Source organism: Rhodothermales bacterium (genome assembly GCA_017643395.1).
In the GTDB taxonomy this organism is placed as follows: Bacteria; Bacteroidota; Rhodothermia; order Rhodothermales; family UBA10348; genus JABDJZ01.
This window is the reverse complement of record JAEPNP010000006.1, coordinates 152,232-170,307: the sequence shown is the minus strand read 5'-3', so window position 1 is coordinate 170,307 and position 18,076 is coordinate 152,232. Positions and strand designations below refer to the sequence as shown.

Sequence of the window (18,076 nt, the reverse complement as noted above, 5' to 3'; positions counted from 1 at the left end):
CAGTTGAACCCCTACTGCGGGAGGGGCGGGCCGGCGCTCCTGCCGGGGTCTAGACGTGTTCTCCCAGCTGGTGCGAGTCCAGGTAGTCGACGACCGCCTTCACCTGCTGCGCGTTGTCGCGGTTGCAAACCAGCACGGCGTCCCCGGTGTCGATGACCATGGCGTCGTGCATGCCGACCAGCACAATGAGGCGGTCGTCAGAGGACACCAGACACCGGCTGGAAGAGTGCATGACCGCCTGCCCGGTGATGGCATTTCCATGCTTGTCCTTGGGGCTGAGGTCATACACGGCCCTCCAGTCCCCGACGTCGCTCCAGCCGAACGTGCCGGGCACCACATAGACTTTCTCAGCCCGCTCCATCACCCCGTAGTCGATGGAGATGCTCTTGCACGAGGAGAAGGCGCGCACCAGGGCGGCCGACTCTTCCGGCGTGTCGATCACCCCATCGACCGGGGAGAAGGCCTCGGCGAGATCCGGCATCAGGCGCTCGATCGCGTCAATGATGGTCTGTGCGCGCCAGACAAACATGCCGGAGTTCCACAGGAAATCGCCCGAGTCCAGGAAGCGCTCTGCGGTAGCCATATCCGGCTTTTCGGCGAACGTGCGCACACGATGGGCCTCCAGGGCCTCCGAATCGGAGGCCTCGAACTGGATGTATCCGTATCCGGTGGCAGGGTGGGTGGGCTCGATACCGATGGTCACCAGAGCCCCGTTTTCCTGCGCTGCATCTATGGCAACCCGCAACACCTCCTGGAACCGGGCCACGTTCGTGATGACATGGTCTGCCGGCAGGACCACCATGGTTGCGTCGGGGTCCCGCGCTGCCAGCTTCATCGCCGAATAGAGAATGCACGGGGCCGTGTTCTTGCTGAGCGGTTCCGCCAGGATGTTCTCGGCGGGAAGCGACGGCAACTGCTCGGCGGTCGTCTCGACGTAGCGTGCATTGGTGACGACATACGAGTGCTCTGGCTCGACGACCCCCTGAAGGCGGGCGACGGTGTTCTGGATCAGCGTCGCCTCTCCGAAGACATTCAGAAACTGTTTCGGTCGCGCTTTTCGGCTTCTTGGCCAGAATCGGGATCCAATCCCACCGGCCATGATGACCGCATGCGTCATAGGGGGAACACAGGTAAGGAATAGAACTGCTCGCCCGGAAACTACAGGTTGAACCCGCAGGACCGGCGTTAATTGCGGAGTAAGATAGAGGCCGCCGACTGTCCATATTTGTGGACGCCATATGGACGGCTTTTCCGCTGTTTCCGCCGTTTTCGGGCGATGGGCTCTTCATGTCGATACGGGCGCGCGCTTTGCACAGGCGCTGGTCACATCGGAAGAGAGCTGTTACAGACCCAACCCGAACGATCATGAAAGCATTCCGTACCATTCCCGCCCTCCTGGCACTCGCCGTGGCCTTCTCGGGCTGCGTCTTTGAAGAGTCTGTCGGCCCTCCCGGACCGACCGGCCCCCCGGGCCCTGCCGGAAACGCCAACGTGTTCACGTTGAACTTTGACTTCTTGCTGGCAGATGCTGCGTTCAATGGAGACGTCGCCTCGGTACAGTACGATGTCGACGACATCACCGTGAACGTGGTGGACGAAGGCGCTGTGCTGCTCTTCTTCCGCGATCAGGGCACGTGGACCGCCATGCCCTACACGTTCTACACGCCGGGAGGCAATCCCGTCTCGTTCAATTTCGGTTACGAGGTCGGTTTCCTGGAGGTGTTCTACGAGTCGCCGTCGGCCAATTTGGCCAATCTGCCGGACCGCGAAATGAAAGCGGTGATCATAGACGGATTTCCGGCCTTCAAGGCAGGGATCGACCTGACGGACTATGATGCCGTGGCTCGCTATTTCGGTCTTGAGGACTGAGCCCCTGCCAGAATTGTGAGAGTGGCGGTCGACCGGCTTTAGTCGATGTGGGCTGCGTCGATAATCAACGCAACACTGGACGACCCACCTCAACGTGATTCTGGCACCATGCGCGACCTCAATTTCGAGTCCAAGAGCCTGATTCGTCGCACGAGCACGCCCAAAATGCGGCACGTCATCGCAGGCTTCTGCCGAACAGCACTCGAGGACTATCGTGAGGCGGGGTATCCCTTTGGCAAAACCATGGACGGCATGCTGCTCTGGTTCGAGTACGGCCAGCGCACCACCGACAACTAGGGATCCACGCCAGGAATTTGCCAGAAGCCCCGTGTCCAGCTGGACGCGGGGCTTTTCCTTGTCTCAGCAGTTCGGCCGCCCGGCCGGCGTCATTTGAGGGGCATCAGCCGCTTGCGGGCACCGTTCTCCGACAAGACGCTCACGGCATAGACCCCGGTGCTGAGCTGCGAGACATCGATCGACATGCGCCCCGGCATGTGAGCCTCTCGCTCCAGCACCACCCGGCCCAGCAGATCTGTGACGACCACCCGTGCAGGTATATCAAGGTTCAGCCAGACCTGACCCGTCGCAGGTAGTGGCCACAGCTCGAGCTCGGGAGCACGGCTGGGCAGTTCCGTGCCGGTTGGCGTCGAAAAGCTGAAGCGTGCGAACACCGGGAGGTGGTCGGAGGTGCGGCTGTACTGGGATAGCTCCTGCAGCAACTCGTCGAAGCGATCCGTCGAACCGGGGACCAGATCGGCGTAGAGCTCATCGGAGATCATCACATTGTCGATGGTCGAGCCGGAGGTACAGCTCGAACTGTTTCCGCAGAACGTCGGCACGTTGTCCGGAAGCAAGAACTGGTAGTCCGGATCGTCGACCAGCGAGCGGAAAGGCGTATCCCGACCAAAGGTGATGGAGCGGTCGGTCTCATCGTTCCAGTCGCCGAGCACCATCACTTCGTCACTCGCATGCAGGAAGTCCAGCCTGTTCTTGAGCGCCGTCGCGGCGTCCTTGCGCCGCTGCCAAGACGTGGTATCGGAGCAGCACTTCATGTGAAGCGTCACGAACATCACCTGCAGCGTGGTGTCAGGCAGTGTGACGTTGGCCTCCATGACGTACGGGCGTCGACCTGCGTACTCGTAGTCGAAGTCAGAATTGCTGAACATCGGGCGCGCCGTGCGCACGCTGATTACATCCTTTCTGTAGACAAATGCGGTGTACAGATTGGTTGTCGTCGAAACGCGGGCATCCCAGTCGTTTCCAAGTCGCGCGAGCAGCTCGGTGATGACGGACGGCGCCGTGACTTCCTGCAGCGCCCAGAGATCGATTCCGGATTGCTGCATTACGGAGACGACGTTGGCCATCTGCGGGTCTGCCGTCTGGAATTGCTCTACGTTCCAGGTCGCCACGTCCAGCGTAGAGACCGAGCCTTTTCGGGTCACGGTCTGGGCAGAAGCAAGTCCGGCAGCGACCGCAAAAACGAGGAGGAGCGTCGAGGTTCTGATCATGGCGCGTGCAACGAAGGCGTTCGAAGGGCGATCCACGAAAAAGAGGTTGCGCCGGCCGGAGATGTAACGTCGGCTTGAGAGATCGCAGCCGATGATGGTCTACTCGAAGTCGGTGTTCAGCCGAAAGCGCGACAGGCGATTGTTGCCGGTGTCCGCGACGTACACGATGCGGTTGAAGTAGCCGACGCCCTGCGGATTCCGGAACTGCCGGGAGCCGTCGCCGGTGCCGCCGAAGGAAACGACGACGGGTTTCGAAGACCGCGCACCCGGCGGCGGGGCCACGCCCTCGACGCCCGCAGCGGTAAACGTGAAGAGACTGTCCTTGGCGGCGTCCAGGACAAACAGGTAGTTGGAGCCGTCAGCGGCGAACATCAGGTCCGACGGATGCGAGAACCGGAATTCGTCATACAGGAATCCATCTCCTGCCTGGTCGTTGGCCGTGATGGTGAGTTTGTCGGTGTCCGGGCGATACTCGAGGCCGTCGGAGGTGAGCACGGTGATGATGCTCAGCACGGCAAACCGGATCGGAGCTCCCGCCGGCTTCGGGCCAAGCGGCCCGTCAGGATCGGATGACTGCGCGAGAATCAATTCCTTGTTCTCATCCGGAGAGCCGAAAAAATTGCGCTGCGGAGGATGCACGAACGTGGTCACGTCCGTCGGAAAGATGGCGCTGCGCAAGCTCTCCCGGTTGGGGTCCAGCACGCCGATGGCCTGCACGTTCTGGCCCTCGACCGTGAATTCCAGGATGCCGTTGTGGGGCAGAATGATGGAAGTCCTGTCGTTGATCGGCCCCCGACGGGAGACGTAGATGCGGTTGTTGTTCAGCACCCCGACGCCGGTGAACTCGACTTCCTCGTCCGTCTCGATGGGATCCGGGCGATTGAACTTTCTGGAGTCGTCGTCGAACGGATGCCAGATAATGTTGGAGAGACGGGGCGAGCCGGTGGTCAGGCCGGCGTAGTGCAACACCACCGGCAGGCTCCATGTCTGGCCGTTGAGCAGGGTATCGCGTCTGGCTGTCACATAGACATCCAGCTTGCGGTCCTGAACGACCGACGTGGCCCCCTGCGGAATGTCCAGAAACAGCGCGGGGCGGCCGGACAGGTCCAGAACGTGCAGGCCTCTTCCGTCGACCACGTAGATGAACTCGTCGTAGCCCACGTATACGTCCTGAGGCGCATCGAAAGGCGCACCGTCAGCCCCCACTTCGAAGAACGGGAAGAGCGGCACGTACTCGACCTCGGAAATGAGACCGGGCTCCTGGCGTCCGGCCTCGAAGATTTCGTCCGTCACCGGATCACTCTTCGAACCGAAGATGTCGTCACAGCCCAGCAGCAGGCCGGTCAGCAGGAGAGGGGCGATGAGGGAGGTGGACTTCACGGACAGGGTCACAGAGAGATATTCAGTCCCAGGCGGTGCACGTTGCCCAGGCGCTCGAGTCGATTGAATCCATAGTCCGCGCGCAGAGCGGGAGTGATGCCCGGGATGGCAAGGCCCGCTCCAAGGCTTGGTGCGGTGGCCTCCTCGACGCCCAGCCGAAATCCGGCGCGCAGCCACAGGGTCGACTGCCATCCGTATTCGATGCCCATGTTCCAGGTCTCGGCGTTGTCCGCGGGGTTGTTGAGCTGCGCAGAAATGGTCGCGGCGTGTTCGGATGAGTTGCGGAGCACATCGTAGGCGAGCCCCAGCATAAAGGTTGTCGGCGGCGTGGTCCGTTCGAAGTCCGTCTCGAGTGTCGTCGGCGTGTCTCCGATGATCGTGCGCTCAAGCTCGCCGCTGGGGGTGCCGTCCAGCCCGAAGTTGCGCACTGCGACTCCCATCTGGGCGCCGGTGGCACCGACGCGATAAAAGACTCCGAGGTCGAACACGTACGTCGAGTTGGTCAGACCGGCGACGGACTCCCGCACGTACTTGGCAGTGATTCCATAACTGAAGAGATCAGTCAGGCGCTGAGAAGCCGTCAGCCCCAGCGCAAGGTCTCTGAGGGCGAAGGTCTCGCCCGTGCCGAACGGCTGGAACTCCGTGGTGACATCCATGGCCCCAGAGTCCAGCGTCTGCACGCCGAAGCCCAGGGAGAAGCTGCTGCCGGGCAGTCGGTAGACGGCGGACGCTCCGGCCATCTGGATGTCGACGAAGTAGGAAGCGCGCTGCAGGGAAACGTGCAATCCGTCCAGTTGGGCGCCCAGGGCCGGGTTCCAGAAGATCGCCCCCGCGTCTTTGGCCGTGGCCACGGCGGTCTGACCCAGAGCGGCGCCACGGGGGTCGACCGGAATCTTCAGAAACTGGAATCCGGAGGTGCCGGCTCGCTCGCCGCCGAGGGACGGGAGGATCTGGGCACCTGCCGGGGCAGGGGCGACGCTTGCGGCAAGCGTCAGCAGCAGAAGGGCGGCGATGAGCGTCCCTGAGGATGCTCTGCGAGCGCCGCGGCGTATGCAGAAGGGCATTCTCATCAGAAGCGGAACGATGCCCCCAGCATGATGTGGCGCTGTGCCATGAAGCGCGCGGGGTTGAACGGCGGCAGTCCGCTGCTGTTGGGATCCTCGTAGCGGGGGTCACGCGTGCCTGTGGAGACGTCGTAGGCGGGGTTGTCCCGCAGGGATACGAAATCGGTGCCTTCGGGCACTTCCGGGTAGGCTTCGCCGGTCACAGGGTTGACGATGACCGAGTTCTTCTGATTGAAGACGTTGGTGATCTCCAGGCTAAGCGCGAGGTCGGTGCCGGCGATATTGACCGTGCGCTGGATGTTCATGTCGAACCACCACCAGGATTTGCCGATGTTCTCGAATCGCGCGCTGGGATCCGAGTCCTGTTCGTAGACGGGTCGCCAATCCTGCTCGCCACTGAACGGGTTGATTTCGTTTCCTCGGAAGATGACCGGCGTGTAGCGCTGTCCGCTGCGGAACGTGGTGGACAGGTAGGCCCTGAAGTTGTTCAGACCGGGGATACCGAAGGCCGGCCGGTCTCGGAACCGGGAAAACGTCACCGAGGCCTTCAGGTCCAGGGGCCGGTCCCAGGCCAGGGGCGTCTCGAAGGTGTTGTCAATGTCGCCGTTGGCCAGGAATTGGCTCAGCGCGTCGTTATTGGTCGAACTCAGACCTGTAGCGCGGGAAAATGACCCCGAAACACGTCCCTGGAACCAGTCACCGATGCGCTTCAGATAGCTGGCCTCGACGCCGCGTACGCGCGCGAAGTCTCCGTTCACCCGGAATGCCCTCGAGACCTCGCGGCCGGTCGGATCGGGAACGACCACGTTCTCGACGGTAATGAAGTCGAATTTGTCCCGCCAGAAGGCCGTCAGGTTCAGAGCGTCGTTGCTGGAAAACTGCGTGCGCAATCCCAGCTCGTAGCTGATGTCTACCTCCGGATCCAGATTGGGATTGCCCAGATCGGCGAAGAAGGAGCGGTCCTGGAAGAAGGGATCCAGGCCGGTGTAGACAAATGTCGGGTGGGGGATGCGCGTTGAGTGGCCGTAGTTGAAGAACAGGACACGGTTTTCCTGGATCGGGAAGGACACTCTGACCTTCGGCAGGAGCCGGAATTTGGTGCGCAGACCCAAAAAACCGATTGTCGCGCTGTCGTAGGCTTCCCGAACCGAGGGCAGGATGGGCGCGCGCTCATCGTCCATGAGATCGTCCACATACCGGCCCGGTGACCAGTACTCCAGCCGAGCGCCCAGATTGGCGATGAGGCCGCGATAGCGAACCTGGTGTGTGCCGAACAGTGCACCACGCCGTGGCTTCACCCGCCAGATGTCGGAGCTCTCGCCCAGGCGGTCCGTGCTCGTGCCCTCGGATGTGCCGATGGGAGCCCCGACCCACGGGCGGATGACGTCAATCCACTGGTAGTCGTTGAACTTCAGTTCCAGGCCAGCCGTGGTGCGGTTGTTCTTGTCCTCACTGAAGAGGGTATAGGTCATTCGGGCGGTGACTTCCTCGGCAAAATGGTCGTGGAAGCGGGTCGCAATACCGCCATTGTTGATCAGCCCGGGGCCGGGCAGCACAAACAGGGCGTTCGGGTCCAGCGGTTCGCCGTCTGCATCGACGAACACATTCGCGGGGAAGGGCACGATGGACGTCGGGTCCAGTTCGGTGTCCACGTTCTGCGGTCGCCAGTCCCGTCCGTTCGCATCTGCCCGCAGGCGGGTGAACAGCCGCGACAGCTGCACGTCATAGAACGAGCGGTCGTTCAGCACATGCGACCACTTCACGTACGAAATGATGTTGTCGTGCGCGTACGTATTCCCGTTGTCAGGCTGAAGAATGAAGGCGTACTGGAATCCGGGCTGAACGATGGCTTCGTTGCCCGTCACCTGCAGCATGCGGGTGTTCTGGTTGACCGTGAGCGAACGCTGGTACGAGGTCTGCACCTTCATGCCCGGCTTCACGTCATAGGTTAGCTTACTGATGCCGTTCCACCGGTTGCCCGTGCGCGGGCTGAAGAACGTATTCTGGATCAGCGAAGAGCGCACCTGCTCGGGCGTAGCCACCTGGCGCGTGAACCCGTCCGAGAGCTGAACCTGTCCGGATGCGAAGAAGCGCAGTTTGCCCTTCACGACGGGACCGCTGAGATTGAACTCGTAGATGGACTCCGCAAAATTGGAGGGGGCATCCTCATTGAAGCCGAGTCCGTCCCGCTTGTGGCTAAAGAAGCCGGCGAATTCGTCCGTCCCGTCCTGGGTGGTGACGGCAACGACCCCCGAAGTCACATCTCCGAATTCGGCTCCGAGGCCTCCGGTCGTCACCTCAATTTCCGAGAACGCGTTGGATCCGATGTCCAGGCCGAATCCGGTGCCGGCCAGGGGATCCTTGGCGGACACACCGTCCACAATGAAGCCGGTCTCGTCGGCGCGCCCGCCGCGAATGTAGAGGCCCGTTGGGTCCTGGATGATGCCGACCTGGGTGGCAACTGCAGATTGCACATCGCGCAGAGGCGCCACCTCCAGCTCCTCGCGGCTGATGGAGAGCGTGCTGGAGGAGTTCTCGACGTCGACCAGCGGCCGATCACCGACCACCACAATTTCGTCGTCGGTGGAGAGGACGGCCTCTTCCAACTGCACGTCGAGGCGGGTCGTTTGCCCGTCGCGTACGACGATGCCCGTGAAGAGCAGGGTTTCGAACCCGATGTAGGAGACGCGCACCGAGTATTCGCCGGCGCGCATCGACGGGATGGAGTAGTTGCCGTCGATATCGGAGGCGGCCCCGAAGCTGGTGCCCACCACGATCACGTTGACGCCGATCAGAGACTCTCCGGACGACGAGTCCGTGATCCGTCCGGCAATCGTACCCTGGGCAAATGCCTGCGGTACGAGGCCGCTCCCCAACAGGAGCATCGAGAGTATCAGGCAGCTTCGATTCATCGTGGGAAGCCCAGGCTTTCTAGCATCAGGTGCACCGCTCGGACGGGTGCGGTCGGATCGCCGTTTTCGCCGACGAGCAGGTCGGCACCGGTTTGCTCATTGATCAACGGGATCGCAAACAGTCCGACACGGCGGTCACCACTGATCGAGGCCACGGTGGACGGTCCTGTCCACGTACCCTGGCGACTGCCCTGACGGGTCACGTACCGGTAGCGCGCATCGTAGAGCGGAATCACATTGGCTCCGGTCGCGACGTAGGGGAGTGTATTGATCTGGAATCCGGAGGACTTCAGGGGCGGCATGGGCTCCGAAACGCCCGGCAGGGTCCCCGTGGGGGTCAGCGGCGCATTGAACGCCAGGCGCAGGGACGGGCGAAGACTGTCGGGGAACGTGATCAGCTCCGTGATGGGCATCAGGAAGATGGCCGGATTGACCTCGGCTTCGTCGGACTCGATGGGCAGGGAGACGGGGGAGTGCACCATGAGTTTGCCGCCGTTGTCGAAGAACGTGTCCATCGATGCCGCGGCAAACGGCAGGTTGTTGGTGCTGATCCGGTCTGTCGTCGAGGTGGACAGCCAATAGATGTAGTTCCACCGGGCCAGCGTCTGGGCCAGCGTCGGGTCCGCTAGGGCGGGGAGGGATTCGGACCGCGGAGTACCGCCGGCCGACCCCGTTGTGAACGGTCGCGTCAGATCCCACACGTCTACTTCCCGGCCGGCCGGCAGGTAGTCCTGCAGCACGCCCAGGTGGTAGGTCGCCATGCGCGGGTTCGTCGACTTTCGATAGTCGTTTACGAAGAGCACATCGGAAGTCTGGGCCTTGACGTACCACGTATAGCGTTCGATGACGCTGGTGGTGTCGGTCTGGTCGACAGCCCGGAGATAGAACGTGTTCTCCTCGTTCAGGCGCATTCCCGGAACGGTCTGTCCTGAACGGAAGAATCCGCGTCCGGTAAACACCTCCGCGTCCGTGGCAAGGCCTCCGGAAACGTCGGTAGGGCCGACGAGGGTCACGAAATCAACGTCCGGCTCCAGCGGCACGTACGTCGTGGAGTCGTTCAGGCTGATTTCGATGCGACTCAGGTTGGCCAACCCCTCCGGGTCGTCCGCCCGCCAGGAGAAGGAGACGAGTGGAAACGTCGTGTCCGGCGGAAGCTCGAATTGTCCCAGTCGGATCGTGGGAGGTGAGTTCTGAATCGGGAAGACGGTCCGGGCTGGCGTCGGGTCGACAAGTCCCTCGTTGTCGATGGCCCGGACCTCGAACACCACATCGGCGATGCGCTCACCCCGTGGGATGGGCAGCAGAACCAGCGAATCGTTCGATGTGGTAAAGGTCCATTCACCGGTTGCCGGCTCTGTCGTGCCAAAGAAGCGGACTTCGAAGCCGGAGACGAAGCCGTCCGGATCGGTGCCGCTCCAGGACACCAGCACGGTGCTGGTCAGGCGGATATTGCCCGCCAGGTTGTCGACCAGCGAGGTGTCTCTGACGGCCAGTTCGGTGTCGGGTGTGCGCGGGTCAAAGCGCTCACCCTCGAAGCCGGTGTCGCAGGCGGCCAGAAAGGCCGCCGCGACAACGGCTGAGATGATGAAGGTGCGAAGTCGCAAGAACTGCAGGGAACGGCATTTCGGGGAGGGCGCTGGGCGCCCTCCCCGGATGCCGGTTTCGCTTACTTGAGCAGGAGCATGGTGCGTGTAAACACACGCGATCCGGCCTCGAGGCGGTAGACGTACACGCCGGACGCAAGGTCACGTGCGTTGAAGTCCACCGTGTACTTGCCGGGGGTCTGCTGGTTGTTCACGAGCGTCGACACGCGACGGCCCAGCACGTCGAACACCTCCAGCCTGACCATTTCGGTCGCGGCCACGTCGTACCGGATGGTTGTCGCCGGGTTGAAGGGGTTCGGGTAGTTGGCGTGCAGCTCGAAGTCGACCGGCAAACCGTCGGCTTCGTTGGACAGACCGCCCATGCCGATGTCGTCCATGGTCTCCGGCATCAGCTTGTAGTTGCTGAACGTATAGGACCACAGCCCCTGGATGAAGGCAAAGGTCTGACCCTCTGCCAGGCCGTCGTTGAACTCCTCGGAGATCTGGTCCGAAGCATCGTCCACGCGCACGTAGGCGCCCGTGCCAATGGTACCGACCGTGAACTCGCCGAAGTCTCTTGAACCGTCGGCCTGCGGGGTGCCCACCTCGACGCCCTCAAAGCGCAGCATCATGCCCTCGTGGGCTTCAGCAATCGAGGCATCCTGCAGGGCCTCCGTCGAGACGACCTTGTAGTCGAGCGATGCGCCACCGGTGGACACGACCTCAAACGTCAGATCACTCAGTCGGGTGAGACCGAATCTCTCCTCGATGAGCGCGTTCGTGATCTGGATCACGTCGCCCCGAAGCAGTGCGTCGGTCGCGGAAGACCCGCGCAGAACAACACCGGACCAGGCGCCGAGACCGGAGTCATCCTGGATGGCGGTCAGGCCGGAGGTGCCCGGGTCCGTCACGACGGTTGCCGTGATGTTCATGTCCGCGGTGATTCCCACGAATGGCGAGTTGCCGGGGCCGCCATCCGGAGTCTGCTGCACGTGGGAGATCCGGGTGATGCCGTTTGCGAGCACTCGGTAGGAATCGGAGGGCTCGAACTCAACGGAGGAGGCACCCGTGTTGTCGGTCGCCCGCACGTAATACACGACGAATACCTCGTCCACCTGGGCCGGGATGGTGAAGCTGAAAGTGCCGTCCCCGTTGTCGGTACCCGGAGTGGTCTGCTCGGCAGCATTGTCGGAGGTGATGTACACCAGTTCGACCGTGTCGAGCGAGCGACTCGGGTCGGCAGCAACGCTGGCAGTCACAGTGATCGGGTCCGCGCCCGGCACGAAGTCGGGTTTGGTCAGTCCGGTCACCAGCGGCGGCGACTGCGTGATCTCGACATCCGCGTCCGCGAAGGGAACGAAGTTGAGGATGGTCTCGGAGCCCTCGGGAATACCGCGATTGAACGGGTCATCGCCCTGGAAGACGACGAATCCCTGCACGTTTACCCGAGATCCCGGCGGCGGCGGCACGAAGTCGTCGTCGAGCGTATTCCAGCCGTCGGGGTAGTCTGAGCGGTCATTCCGGTACCGGAGCGACATGTCGTAGAAGCTCACAACCGTCGCGCCGCCGTCAGTGGAGATCAACCAGTTCGGACGGTCGGTCGAGATATCACGCGCAATGACGGTCGCGTCCTCAAACCGCACGAACTGCCCGTTCATGCTCGGGAGATTGCTCCAGTTGGGCTGCACTCCGGCATCGACGGCTTTGTTGATGTCCGCAGACGTAACCACGACCGGGTTCAGGATGCTGGCGTCCAGGTTCTGGTCCGTGTAGGAGCCAAGCAATGTCACCGTCGTGGGCGCCAGCTGCATGGACGTTCCGAACGGAGACACTTCGCCCGTCACCTCGATCACGTCGCCGATGGTGGTATTGATCAGCCCGGAGGTCTGGTAGTTGCCGTCGACAAGCTGGATGCCCATTCCATCGGGTCCGGCCGCGTCCGCATTGACGTCACGCACATAGACGTGGATGCGGTTCGGACCACCATCACCCACGTTGGCGAGGCCGGAACTGAGCGGGTCTGTCATCACGACAGCCCGGAAGGTCACTTCCGTGCCAACCGTAGCGTTCGAGTAAATCAGACCTGCGATGGATCCCGGGTCGAGGGAAGCACCAGCCGATTCCAGGGCCGTGATATTGTCCTGGGAAATGGCATTGATGTCACGAACCGAGAAGCCGATCACAACCTCTTCCAGCGCGTCCGGAGACTCAGGCCAGAGCTTGTAGTTGCCGAAGCTGTACCCCCAGGTACCGCTGATCGCGGCAAAGCGCTGGCCGGCCCGGAGGCCGTCGTTGAAGGTTTCGGGGAAGGCGTCGGAGTCGTCGTCCACCCGGACTTCTGCGTCCGCGCCGACGTCAGTCACGGTGAACTCGCCGAAGTCCCGGGAACCGTCGGCCTGGTTGGTGCCGATTTCGATGCCCTCGAAGCGGACCATCATGCCTTCATAGGCCTCAGCCACAGATGCATCCTGCAGAGCGGAGGTGGTGATGACCGATGCGCCGAGCGCCGTTCCGCCGGTCGATGTCACGGTGAACGTGAGATCCCGCAGGCGGGTCAGGCCAAAGCGCTCTTCGATCTGGGCGTTGGTGATGTTGATGACATCGCCTTCGTTCAGCCCGTCGGTCTCCGAAGCTCCCCGAATGAAGATGCCGCCCCATGCGCCCGTGTCATCCTGCACCGCGAGGATGCCGGACACCGAGGTCTGGGTCATCACCGTGACGGTGAGGTCCATATCAGTGGTCAGACCGGTGAACGGGCTGTCCCCGGGGCCCCCATCGGCGGTCTGCTGAATGTGCGAGACCTGCGTGATGCCGTTCGTCAGGAACCGTGTGCTTGCAATGGGCTCCTGAACCGGGGACGTGGCGCCGGTGTTGTCGGTTGCGCGCACCCAGTAGGTGATGAACACGCCGTCGGCCTGGGCCGGAAGCGGGAAGATGTAGGTATTCCCGGACTGGAGCGCACCTGCGACCGTGCGTTCGGTGGCGTTGTCGGACGTGGTGTACACGAGCTCGACCGATGTGAGGGTACGGGACTGGTCGACGGCCACATCGGCAGAGATGACCACGCCGCTGGTCGTTGGCACACGATCGGGGCGGGACAGGTTCGAAACGGCCGGCGGGCTCTCAGTAATCTCGAGGTCGGAATCGGCAAACGGCACGAAGTTCAGCAGAGCCTCGGAGCCCTGCGGAATCGCGCGGTTGAACGGGTCATCGCCCTGGAAGACGACAAAACCCTGCACGTTGACCGTGGCTCCGGCCGGAGGCGGCACGAAGTCATTGTCGAGCGTATTCCAGCCACTGGGATAGTCGCTGCGGTCATTCCGGTAGCGCAGGGACATGTCGTAGAACGAAGCGAGCGTCGTGCCCCCATCGGATGAGACCAGCCAGTTCGGACGGTCGGTGGAGATGTCCCGGATGGTCACCGTGGCCCCCTCCAGACGTACATACTGACCGTTCAGGTCGGCGAGGTTGCTCCAGTTCACCTGGACGCCGTCGTCAAGGGCCTTGTTCATGTCGGCCGTGGTGACGGTCACCGGATCGAGAATGGAAGCATCCAGGTTCTGGTCGGTGTACGAGCCCAGCAGCGTGACCGTGGTCGGGGCCAACTGCATCGAGGTGCCGAACGGAGACACCTCACCCGTAACGTCGATCACGTCGCCGATGGTGGTGTTGATCAACCCGGAGGTCTGATAGTTGCCGTCCACGAGCTGGATACCCATGCCCTCGTTGCCCATCGTAGCCGCATTCACATCACGGACGTAAACGTGGATTCGGTTGGGGCCGCCGTCTCCGACGTTGGCAAGTCCCGAACTGAACGGGTCGGTCATGACCACCGCCCGGATGGTCACCTCGGTACCGACGGTGGGGTTGGCGTAAATCAACCCGGCGATAGAGCCTGGATCCAGGCTTGCGCCGGCCGCCTCTAGCTGATTGATGTTGTCTTGCGAAATCGCGTTGATGTCTCGCACCGTCGTCTGACCCAACGCGGGCAGGACGACAAATGCCAGGAGTGTCAACAGCGCTGTAACTCTCTGTACCATGGCGATGTGAGGGTGGGTGCTTTGGGCTACTTGATAATCACGAACTTGCCACGCTGGATATCACCAGTATCCAGATCCTTCACCGTGTAGAGGTACAACCCTCCAGCGATGTTGAGCGAGTTCTCGGATAGGATGTCCCAGGAGTGTTCACCTCCCGGAAGACGTCGGTTTTCGGCGCTGAACTGGTCGTACCAGCGGATGTCGCCGATGTAGGAATCTGCCTCGTGCAGCATTTCCTTCACGATCTCTCCAGCCAGGGTGTACACCCTGATCTCGGCGCGCGGCGGCAGGTTGTAGAAGTTCAGGCGGCGGGTCCGGTTGGTGCCGCCGTCCCAGGCCGCATTGGCGCGGTAAGGATTCGGGTAGACACCCACCGAGAGCGATCCATCGGAACTGGGCGTGCCCGGGAATACTCGCGTGGCGTTTGCGACGCGGGAGGACTCGAACGACGGAAGTCCGGCTTCCTCATCCCCGGTGTCAAAGGCGGTGAGCGTAAACAGGTATTGCCATCCGTTGAGCAGGTTGTCCACCTCAAACCGGTACCAGTACTCATTCGGGTCGCCCTCGAACGTGACCGGCGAACTCAGCGCCACTTCCCGGAAGCCGTTGTTGAAACCCGCGCGGTTGCCCTCGAGGTCGAACTGCGCCACGAGGCTGGCGCGATCCAGGATATTTCCTCCACGGTCATCGCCCGGATTCGTGCGATAGATGCGGTATCCCTCGAAATCCCGGATACCCGTCACGGGGTCCACGAACTCTTCCGCCGATCGATCCCAGTACAGAACCACCCGGGAATCCTGCTGTCCGGTGGCAGCGTCGGTTTCTGTCTCGAACTCAACCCGCAGGCGCGGTGAGGACGGTGGCTCCGGAATGAGGTAACGGTCCAGACGGCCGTTGGCGTTCACATCCTCGCCCAGGTCGAGTCGGCCGTTGTAATTGGTATCCTCGCCGGCATACGTCCGTCGTGCCCACTCCAGGTTGCCGATCAGAATGCGGCGACTGTCCTCGGTGTCGACGGGTTTTCCGCCCTGTCCCTGGTATTCGTCAGGTTTGAGCGCGCCGACAAACGAAAATGACACGGTCAACGTGTCTCCCGGGAGCACTGTGGGGTAAGGCCCGGACGGGGTCAGACCGATCCAGTTGCCCGTGGCGCTTTGTCCGTCCGTGCGAAGGCGGTTTCGCCAGGCGACCAGGGCTGTCTGGTATTCGTCGTCGGACTGGAAGCTTCGCGGATCCGGATAGGGCGTCGACATCCTGTCGTACTTGTCCTGGTCCGAAGCAGGGCGGGTAAACACGTCCGTTCCGCCACTGAACAGCCACCACCTTGGGTTCACGGCCGGTCTGGAGTAGCCATCGGCCTCGTACTCGTCACCCAAACTGGGGTGGAAGAACCGGCGCTGGCCGGTGCGCGGATCCTTCCATTCGGCTCCAAGGAATCCGATCGCCCCGTAGGTATTGACGGTTTCTTCCGTGCCTCCCGCATTGAACGCGTAGGAGGTCGTCAGGCTGTCCAGATACCCCAATCCACCCTTGTTGAAGAACGCGCCGCCCGTTTCCGTGGTGGTATTGATGTTGCGGACGACCAGGTCGTGGTAGAGACCCACGTACACCGAGTCCCACGCCACATCGCTGATGTTCACGATGTCGAAATTCACTAGCACGAAGTACTCCGTGAAGGGGAAATTCCACGCGTGACTGATCATGGACACCTCGGCACCCAGTTGGCCCTGGGGATCGGGCATCTGGATGGAAGTCCCGGGCAGAACTGCCGAGGTATCTTCAAACGTTGCCATGTAGTCCAGGTGACTGATGGCTGCGCTCGCAAACGCGTCCGATTCCGGTAGCCGGGACCTTCTGAAAATCGGCGTGGACTGGGCGAACTCGTAGCCCGTGGAGCCAGGGCGATACCCGTTTGATACCGTTACCGCTCCGGTTCGCACTGTGGTGATGCCATCCGAGCGGATGGCACCAATCCAGAGTCCCGATTCGAAGAGGTGTTCGACCCCGGAATCCAGCGGGTACTCGAAGGAGGGAGGCCCACTCGGGTTATTGCGAACGTTGGCCCGACCGAAGAAACCGGCGTTGGTGACCGTGAGTCCAACATTACCGATGTCTACGACCGCTTCCTCAAACGACTGCCCCATCGCTGAAAACGGCAGGACAACAACAAACATGAGAACGGCCGAAACCGATCGGGTCATTCGCGCGAAAACCAGGGTTGGTGGGTAGGCGGCCCGGGCCGCTGACGGCAGAAGTGCCGTTGGTTCAGTCCGGAAGATGGAGGACATCCTCCTCGGGTGCAACCCCCAAACCCGTCTCGTTATGCACAGACTACTTCTGCTTTTCGGTTTGTTAATCTCCGGGTGTGGCGCGGGCGGGGATGAGGTGCAGCCTGCCGAGACGGCGCAGGCCGCGGGTCCTCAGACGTTTATGGGCAGGGAGATCGCCGAGGTACTGGAAAGCGAGCACTATCAGGAAGGTGTCGACCGACCGGACAGGGACGTGCGCGAGATGCCTGCGAGACTCATTGCCGCCTTGCGGCTCGGTCCTGCAGACCGCGTCGCGGATATTGGCGCGGGCACCGGCTACTACGCGCTACGGCTGGCTCCGGAGGTACCCCATGGGCGTGTGTTTGCAGTAGATCTCGCTCCGGCGCTTCTGGACACGGTCCGGAGCCGGGCCTCGGAGGCGGGTTTCAGAAACGTTCAGCCTGTGCTTGGCGATGTCCGGAGCGTCAATCTGCCCCCGGAGAGCATCGATCTTGCGCTCATCGTGGTGTCCTACCACGAATTCTCCCACCCGGAAGACATGCTGAACAGCCTGCTGGATGCGCTTCGTCCCGGGGGGCGTCTGGTGCTGGTGGAGTACCGGGGTGAGGATCCAACCATCCCGGTTGCCGACAGGCACCGAATGACGGAAGCCCAGGCGCGTCGAGAGGTCGAATCCGTCGGCTTTGAGTTCATCGAAAACCTCGATGCCCTCCCACAGCAGCACGTGTTGGTGTTTCAGAAGGCGCTGGGGTAGCGATCCGTCAGTCTGGAAGCTCTACTTCCAGCAGTCGCCAGAGATACCAACAGGCGACAGTGCGCCAGGGACTCCAGTGCTGCGTCTCCGCCTCGAGATGCTTTGGAGGAGGCAGGTCGTCCATGCCGCGCAGTCGGGCAAACCCTTTTCTGATGCCGAGGTCGCCGGAAGGCATGATGTCCGGTCTGCCCAGCCTGAACATCAGCATCATGTTGACGGTCCAGACGCCGACCCCCCGAACCACGGTCAGGCGTTCCCGGATTTCCTGGTTTTCCATCCCGCGCAGTGTGCTCGCATCAGGCACCGTGCCGTCCAGCACGTGCTCTGCCAGCGATCGCAGCGCGCGCGTCTTGGCACCAGACAGGCCTGCACCGCGCAGGTCGGCATCCTGAAGTCTCGAAAGGGCCTTGGGCGTCGGTTCTCCGCTGAACAGCGCCTCGACCCGTGCAAAGATGGTCGCTGCGGCTCGACCGGACAGCTGCTGGTACACGATCGAGCGCATCAGGGCGTGGAAGACGTTGTCGAGCGGCTGATAACGCATCGAAAACGGGCCCACCGCGTCAAAGACGGCCTCGAGGGCGGGGTCGGCGGCTCGCAGGTGCGCGAGGGCGTCGTGTGGATTGAACGGATAATCCGGCATGGGCGCAGTATCGTGGCGCGCCCGGAATAGATTCCACTGCCAGAACGACGACATCA

12 protein-coding genes are annotated in these 18,076 nt (G+C 62.3%); 3 read left to right on the top strand and 9 right to left on the bottom strand.

The genetic code is table 11. The features are described from left to right. Positions 1–49 precede the first annotated feature (49 nt). On the bottom strand, positions 50–1,117 hold the full coding sequence (locus JJ896_16945; GenBank protein MBO6781347.1) for a mannose-1-phosphate guanylyltransferase: 1,068 nt from the start codon (positions 1,115–1,117) through the stop codon (positions 50–52). A gap of 248 nt (positions 1,118–1,365) precedes the next feature. Here JJ896_16945 and JJ896_16940 point away from each other — a divergent pair, with 248 nt between their 5' ends. Both JJ896_16940 and JJ896_16935 read left to right on the top strand, forming a co-directional pair. Then, a complete protein-coding gene (locus JJ896_16940; GenBank protein MBO6781346.1) occupies positions 1,366–1,869 on the top strand; it encodes a hypothetical protein in 504 nt (167 codons plus the stop codon). 108 nt (positions 1,870–1,977) lie between these two features. Beyond that, complete coding sequence (locus tag JJ896_16935) at positions 1,978–2,166, top strand: hypothetical protein (protein ID MBO6781345.1); 189 nt, start codon at positions 1,978–1,980, stop codon at positions 2,164–2,166. Positions 2,167–2,255: 89 nt separating this feature from the next. Here JJ896_16935 and JJ896_16930 read toward each other — a convergent pair whose 3' ends face one another. The 7 genes from JJ896_16930 to JJ896_16900 all read right to left on the bottom strand — a co-directional run bounded on the left by JJ896_16930 (position 2,256) and on the right by JJ896_16900 (position 16,557). Next, the gene (locus JJ896_16930; protein MBO6781344.1) at positions 2,256–3,377 is read right to left on the bottom strand and encodes an endonuclease/exonuclease/phosphatase family protein; all 1,122 of its coding nucleotides are present in this window, start codon (positions 3,375–3,377) and stop codon (positions 2,256–2,258) included. A gap of 99 nt (positions 3,378–3,476) precedes the next feature. Next, positions 3,477–4,757, bottom strand: a complete 1,281-nt coding sequence (locus JJ896_16925) for a hypothetical protein (protein ID MBO6781343.1) — start codon at positions 4,755–4,757, stop codon at positions 3,477–3,479. Positions 4,758–4,765: 8 nt separating this feature from the next. Further along, on the bottom strand, positions 4,766–5,827 hold the full coding sequence (locus tag JJ896_16920; protein MBO6781342.1) for a PorV/PorQ family protein: 1,062 nt from the start codon (positions 5,825–5,827) through the stop codon (positions 4,766–4,768). Beyond that, the gene (locus tag JJ896_16915) at positions 5,827–8,733 is read right to left on the bottom strand and encodes a TonB-dependent receptor (protein ID MBO6781341.1); all 2,907 of its coding nucleotides are present in this window, start codon (positions 8,731–8,733) and stop codon (positions 5,827–5,829) included. The genes JJ896_16920 and JJ896_16915 overlap by 1 nt, the downstream gene beginning before the upstream one ends. Beyond that, a complete protein-coding gene (locus tag JJ896_16910) occupies positions 8,730–10,337 on the bottom strand; it encodes a hypothetical protein (protein MBO6781340.1) in 1,608 nt (535 codons plus the stop codon). Before JJ896_16910 ends, JJ896_16915 begins: the two co-directional genes overlap by 4 nt. A gap of 62 nt (positions 10,338–10,399) precedes the next feature. After that, the gene (locus tag JJ896_16905; protein MBO6781339.1) at positions 10,400–14,356 is read right to left on the bottom strand and encodes a T9SS type A sorting domain-containing protein; all 3,957 of its coding nucleotides are present in this window, start codon (positions 14,354–14,356) and stop codon (positions 10,400–10,402) included. A 26-nt stretch (positions 14,357–14,382) separates the two neighbouring features. Further along, positions 14,383–16,557, bottom strand: a complete 2,175-nt coding sequence (locus JJ896_16900; protein MBO6781338.1) for a hypothetical protein — start codon at positions 16,555–16,557, stop codon at positions 14,383–14,385. A gap of 121 nt (positions 16,558–16,678) precedes the next feature. Here JJ896_16900 and JJ896_16895 point away from each other — a divergent pair, with 121 nt between their 5' ends. Then, the gene (locus tag JJ896_16895; GenBank protein MBO6781337.1) at positions 16,679–17,380 is read left to right on the top strand and encodes a methyltransferase domain-containing protein; all 702 of its coding nucleotides are present in this window, start codon (positions 16,679–16,681) and stop codon (positions 17,378–17,380) included. A gap of 7 nt (positions 17,381–17,387) precedes the next feature. On the opposite strand, the gene JJ896_16890 is transcribed toward JJ896_16895, so the two are convergent. Next, complete coding sequence (locus JJ896_16890) at positions 17,388–18,074, bottom strand: DNA-3-methyladenine glycosylase 2 family protein (GenBank protein MBO6781336.1); 687 nt, start codon at positions 18,072–18,074, stop codon at positions 17,388–17,390. Positions 18,075–18,076: the final 2 nt, after the last annotated feature.

Excerpts from the sequence above, each read along its gene's own strand:
- JJ896_16945 (MBO6781347.1), bottom strand. The coding sequence starts at position 1,117 with ATGACGCATGCGGTCATCATGGCCGGTGGGATTGGATCCCGATTCTGG.
- JJ896_16940 (MBO6781346.1), top strand. The coding sequence starts at position 1,366 with ATGAAAGCATTCCGTACCATTCCCGCCCTCCTGGCACTCGCCGTGGCC.
- JJ896_16935 (MBO6781345.1), top strand. The coding sequence starts at position 1,978 with ATGCGCGACCTCAATTTCGAGTCCAAGAGCCTGATTCGTCGCACGAGC.
- JJ896_16930 (MBO6781344.1), bottom strand. The coding sequence starts at position 3,377 with ATGATCAGAACCTCGACGCTCCTCCTCGTTTTTGCGGTCGCTGCCGGA.
- JJ896_16920 (MBO6781342.1), bottom strand. The coding sequence starts at position 5,827 with ATGAGAATGCCCTTCTGCATACGCCGCGGCGCTCGCAGAGCATCCTCA.
- JJ896_16915 (MBO6781341.1), bottom strand. The coding sequence starts at position 8,733 with ATGAATCGAAGCTGCCTGATACTCTCGATGCTCCTGTTGGGGAGCGGC.
- JJ896_16905 (MBO6781339.1), bottom strand. The coding sequence starts at position 14,356 with ATGGTACAGAGAGTTACAGCGCTGTTGACACTCCTGGCATTTGTCGTC.
- JJ896_16900 (MBO6781338.1), bottom strand. The coding sequence starts at position 16,557 with ATGACCCGATCGGTTTCGGCCGTTCTCATGTTTGTTGTTGTCCTGCCG.
- JJ896_16895 (MBO6781337.1), top strand. The coding sequence starts at position 16,679 with ATGCACAGACTACTTCTGCTTTTCGGTTTGTTAATCTCCGGGTGTGGC.
- JJ896_16890 (MBO6781336.1), bottom strand. The coding sequence starts at position 18,074 with ATGTCGTCGTTCTGGCAGTGGAATCTATTCCGGGCGCGCCACGATACT.